This is a genomic window from Leadbetterella sp. DM7 (assembly GCF_040829825.2).
Taxonomy (GTDB): Bacteria; Bacteroidota; Bacteroidia; order Cytophagales; family Spirosomataceae; genus Leadbetterella.
The window spans coordinates 1-279 of sequence record NZ_JBFOLH020000064.1; the positions used below are offsets into that span (position 1 = coordinate 1).

General features: G+C 74.9%; 1 protein-coding gene. It reads right to left on the reverse strand.

Annotated features, from left to right (window positions below):
* Positions 1–279, reverse strand: a 279-nt coding sequence (locus tag AB2U10_RS19240; RefSeq protein ID WP_367916701.1) for a hypothetical protein, incomplete at both ends; no start/stop codon positions are given.

The following is a 279-nucleotide window of genomic DNA, read 5'->3' on the forward strand; positions in this document are numbered from 1 at the left end:
CGTGCTCCTCGGCCAGGCCGTCGAGGTCCTCCGGCTCCAGCGACTCGATCAGGACCCGGCCGCCGCGCTCCTCCAGCAGCTCCAGCCAGGCGGCCATCTTGCGCCGCTGGTCGACCGACTGCGCGGGCGCCGCCAGCCGGCCGCCGAACTGCAGCGCCAGGCCGCCGTCGGGCTCGCCGACGCTGTAGCGGATGCCCCGGATCTGGGGCGTCTCCTCCGGCCACAGGTCGAGGCCCAGCTCGCGCTCCAGGGCCAGCGACGAGTCGAACATGCACTGGG